Origin of the sequence: Thermophagus xiamenensis, assembly GCF_900112795.1 — a bacterium.
Lineage (GTDB): Bacteria > Bacteroidota > Bacteroidia > Bacteroidales > Marinilabiliaceae > Thermophagus > Thermophagus xiamenensis.
In genome coordinates this window covers 1-1,722 of the sequence record NZ_FONA01000045.1, presented here as the reverse complement: position 1 = coordinate 1,722, position 1,722 = coordinate 1, and the positions used below count along the sequence as shown (strand labels likewise).

The following is a 1,722-nucleotide window of genomic DNA, read 5'->3' as shown; positions in this document are numbered from 1 at the left end:
CTAATCTATAAACATGGGAGTCCTTCGGACTCCGTATCTAATAGCCTAATAGCCTATTGGCCTAATGACCCAATGGCCTAATTGGCATCTGGCTTCTGGTTTCGCGGGTCGGTTCACCCCCTTCAGGGGGTTGGGGGGTGAGGGAGGGGAGCTTTTTCCGGGTTACCACTCTGTCGCTGCTCCGCGGCTCCGGCCTAATAGCCTAATGACCCAATGGCCTAATGGCCTAATTGGCTTCTGTCTTTATAATTCAATCTTTCCAGAAGTTAGTGGTAAAGAGGACGAATACGGTAGTAAGTTCCAGACGTCCCAGAATCATGAGAAAGGAAAGGAAGTATTTTCCTATATCGGGGATAACTGAAAAATTACTTACAGGTCCTACATCTCCAAAGGCGGGACCGATGGCACCCATTGAAGAAAGGACAGAAGTAAAGGCGGTGAGAGCATCTAAACCCAGGAAAATCATAATGATAGTGCCGATGATGGCTGTGACAAAATAAAGGACAATAAAGCCTAAAATATTGCTAACCTTTTCATCGTCGACCACTTCACCATTGACCCGTAAAACAAATACCGAATTGGGATGGAGTATTCGGAGAAAATTGACATAAAAACTTTTAAAAGCTACCACTAAGCGAATAACTTTAATGCCTCCACCGGTACTGCCAACGCTGGCACCCACAAAAAAGAGCAGAAAAATGAAAATCCAGCCACGTGTGGGCCATAAAAGGTAATCATCGGTGATATATCCTGTAGTAGTTATAATTGATATAACCTGGAAAAATGCTTTACGAAAAGCTTCCTCAAAGCCCAGATTGAGATGTCGGATCAATACAATGGTAATTATGGCACCGGCAGCAATAATGATAGCCAAATATGTTTTGAGTTCATCGTTGTGTATTAATTTCCGAAATTCTCCTTTGAGGGTAAAATAGTGCAAAGTGAAGTTGATACCTGCCAAGAGCATGAATATCATGATAATATACTGTATGTAGGGCGAATAACCGGCTATGCTGTCGTTTTTAGGAGAAAAACCACCTGTGGCAATAGTGCCGAAACTATGGCAAAGCGAATCAAAGAAATTCATGTCGCCCAGCAAGAGGAATATAACCTGAAGAAAGGTTAAACCAACATATATGCCCCAAAGTCGTTTGGCTGTATTGGCTGTTCGAGGGGTTAATTTTTCATAGGAAATACCGGTAGCTTCTGATTTAAATAAATTATATCCACCCACCCGAAGCATAGGAAGAATAGCTACCACCAGAACGATGATACCCATACCGCCAATCCAGTGGGTTAGGCTTCGCCAATAAAGAACACTTTTGGGCAACGATTCAATATCGTTGAGGATAGAGGCTCCGGTGGTTGTTAAACCTGACACCGACTCAAAAAAAGCATTCTCGAATCCGTGAATGGACTGAGTAAACAAATAGGGAAGAGAACTGAAGGCCGATATAACAAACCAGGCAAAGGTGACTGTCAGGTAACTCTCTTTAAGTCCAAGAGAAGGCTTAAGGTGCAGTGATGAGCCTAAATAGGCAATTTCAGAAGTAAGAAAAAATTAGAATAAAACACAGAAGCTGGGATTGAAATTCCGGCTTTTTTATTTACATAAGTTTTTCAAGATAGTTATATGTTAATTAAAATTGTTGTTATAGGTGCTTTAAGAGCATACCATCCCCATTGGTAAGTCCGTTAGAATTCATAGTATTGCTAAAATGA

1 protein-coding gene is annotated in these 1,722 nt (G+C 41.5%); it reads right to left on the bottom strand.

Going from position 1 to position 1,722, the window contains the following annotated elements:
- Positions 1–250: 250 nt before the first annotated feature.
- Entirely contained in the window at positions 251–1,522 is a 1,272-nt protein-coding gene (locus BM130_RS15030) for a TrkH family potassium uptake protein (protein ID WP_302846868.1), read from the bottom strand.
- Positions 1,523–1,722: the final 200 nt, after the last annotated feature.